Raw genomic sequence first — 2,831 nt, 5'->3', positions numbered from 1 at the left:
CAGGAGCGGTTGCGGCGCCGCGACATGGGCGTCGGCGAACTGGTCAGCATGGTCACCGCCGGGCTGAATCATCAATTCGGGCGCATCGAATTCGAAGAGCTGATCAGCAAGGCCTCGGGAGCGCTGCGTGGTCGGATATTGAGCGATTTGGACGAGATCGGCGAGCGGCTGTTCGTCCAGCGGATCGAGTCGCGGATCTACCCGGAGATGCGCGAATTGGTGCGCGCCCACCTGGCTCGCGGGCACACCGTGGTGCTCAGTTCGTCGGCGCTGACCATCCAGGTCGCCCCGGTGGCCAAGTTCCTCGGCATCGTCAACACGCTCACCAACAAATTCGAAACCAACGACGACGGAATTCTGACCGGCGGCGTGGTCAAGCCGATTTTGTGGGGACCGGGCAAGGCCGCCGCGGTGCAGAAGTTCGCCGGTGAGAATGGAATTGACCTCAAGGACAGCTATTTCTACGCCGACGGTGACGAAGACGTCGCGCTGATGTATCTGGTCGGCAATCCGCGGCCGACCAACCCGGAAGGCAAGATGGCGGCCGTCGCCAAGCGGCGTGGCTGGCCGATTCTGCGGTTCACCAGTCGCAGCGGCGGCGGCATTACCGCGCAACTGCGCACCCTGGCCGGGGTCGGCTCGGTGGTTCCGGTCGCCGCCGGCGCGCTGGGGATCGGCCTGCTGACCGGAAGCAGGCGCCGCGGCGTCAACTTCTTCACGGCGACCTGGTCGCAGCTGTTATTGACCGCCAGCGGTGTGGAACTCAACATTCTGGGCGAGGAGAATCTGACCGCCGAGCGGCCCGCGGTGTTCATCTTCAACCACCGCAACCAGGCCGACCCGGTCATCGTCGGCGCGCTGATCCGCGACAACTGGGTAGCCGTCGGCAAGAAGGAACTCGAAAGCGATCCGATCATGGGCACGCTCGGCAAGGTTCTGGACTCGGTATTCATCGACCGGGACAACCCGACCGCTGCGGTGGAGTCGCTGCACCAGGTCGAGGAGCGGGCCCGGCAAGGGCTGTCCATCATGATCGCGCCGGAGGGCACCAGGTTGGACACCACCAGCGTCGGGCCGTTCAAGAAGGGGCCTTTCCGGATGGCGATGGCGGTCGGAATACCGGTCGTGCCGATCGTGATCCGCAACGCCGAGATCATCGCCGCGCGCAACTCCACAACGATGAATCCGGGCACGGTGGATGTTGCGGTGTTTCCGCCGATCTCGGTGAGCGACTGGACAGTTGAGACGCTGTCGGATCGGATCGCCGAAGTGCGCCAACTCTACGTGGACACGTTGGGCGACTGGCCCGTCGACGAGCTGCCCAACCACGATGTGTACCGAAAGAAGGCGCCGCGCAAGGCCGCCAAAGCCGCGCCCGCGAAAGCCGCCGCCAAAGCTGTACCCGCCAAGGCTGCGCCTGCGAAAGCTGTAGCAAAGAAGGCTGCGGCGAAGAAGGCTGCGCCCGCGAAGGCTGCGGCCAAGAAAACGGCCAAGGCGACCCAACCCAAGGCGGCGCCGCGCAAAGCGACCAAGGCGAGTACACCTCGGCCGAGGGGGCGATCGTGACCACCCCGGCTGCCGACGAGGGTTCGTTCAGCACCAGCGACGACACCTTGGTGCTGGCGTCGGCGTCGTCGCCGATGGAATCGGAATTGCTTGCCACGTGGCTGGATCAGCAACGTGCCCGCCATCCGGACACCAAGCTCGAGGTGCTGCCGCTGCCCGACCGGGACGCGTCGCCCGGTGCGATGGCCCAACTCGTCGAGCAACTCGAGTTGGACGAGGACCGGTCGATTGTGCCGGTGCGAGTCTTCTGGATGCCGCAGGCCGACGCGTCGGCGTGGAATCGGGTGGCGGCGTTGATCCCGGGCCGAAATCCCTACCGGCCCAGCGAGCGTCAGCAGCGCCACATTCTGCGTACCGACCGTTCCCGCGCCCAAGTGGTGGCCGGCGAATCTGCCAAGGTGTCCGAACTTCGTCAGCAGTGGCGCGACATCACCGTCGGCGACAATCCGCGTGAGTTCGCGCATTTCGTCACCCGCCGGGCTCTGCTGGCGATGGAACGCGCCGAATATCGGATCCTGGGGCCGCAGTACAAGTCGCCCCGGCTGGTGCGGCCAGAGATCATGGCGTCCGCGCGCTTTCGCGCCGGCCTGGAGAAGATCCCCGGCGCCGACCTCGAAAAAGCCGGCGAGATGCTCGACGAACTCGCTACCGGATGGAGCCGAGTGTCCGTCGACCTGGTCTCCGTCCTGGGCAGGTTGTTCAGCCGGGGATTCGACCGGGAAATCGACTACGACGAGTATCAGGTGGCGGCGCTGCGCACCGCGCTGGAAGCTCATCCGGCGGTGTTGCTGTTCTCCCACCGGTCCTACATCGACGGCGCGGTCATGCCGGTGGCAATGCAAGAAAATCGGCTGCCGCCCGTCCATGTCTTCGCCGGTATCAACTTGGCGTTCGGGGTGATGGGACCGCTGATGCGCCGGGCCGGGACCATCTTCATCCGTCGCAACATCGGCAACGATCCGCTGTACAAATACGTGCTCCGGGAGTACGTCGGCTATGTGGTGGAGAAGCGTTTCAACCTGAGCTGGTCCATCGAGGGCACCCGTTCGCGCACCGGGAAGATGCTGCCGCCCAAGCTCGGACTGATGAGTTACGTGGCCGACGCCTATCTGGACGGTCGCAGCGATGACATTCTGCTGCAGGGTGTTTCGATCAGCTTCGACCAGCTGCACGAGACCGCAGAGTACGCCGCTTACGCCCGTGGTGGTGAGAAGCGAGCTGAGGGCTTGAGCTGGATGTACAACTTCATCAAGGCCCAGGGTGAA

The 2,831-nt window shown here is 64.9% G+C and carries 2 protein-coding genes; both read left to right on the top strand.

Annotated elements, in window-relative coordinates:
- Positions 1-1,566 (top strand): HAD-IB family hydrolase/lysophospholipid acyltransferase family protein (locus tag VN856_RS27395; RefSeq protein ID WP_325695159.1); only part of this gene is annotated, 1,566 nt, incomplete at its 5' end.
- The coding region (locus VN856_RS27390) for a 1-acyl-sn-glycerol-3-phosphate acyltransferase (protein ID WP_325695157.1) at positions 1,563-2,831 on the top strand (1,269 nt) is incomplete at its 3' end. The genes VN856_RS27395 and VN856_RS27390, both read left to right, overlap by 4 nt.

Origin of the sequence: Mycobacterium sp., from assembly GCF_035603715.1 — a bacterium.
Classification (GTDB): domain Bacteria; phylum Actinomycetota; class Actinomycetes; order Mycobacteriales; family Mycobacteriaceae; genus Mycobacterium.
The sequence above is the reverse complement of the archived record's forward strand: the minus strand, read 5'-3'. Positions and strand labels throughout refer to the sequence as shown.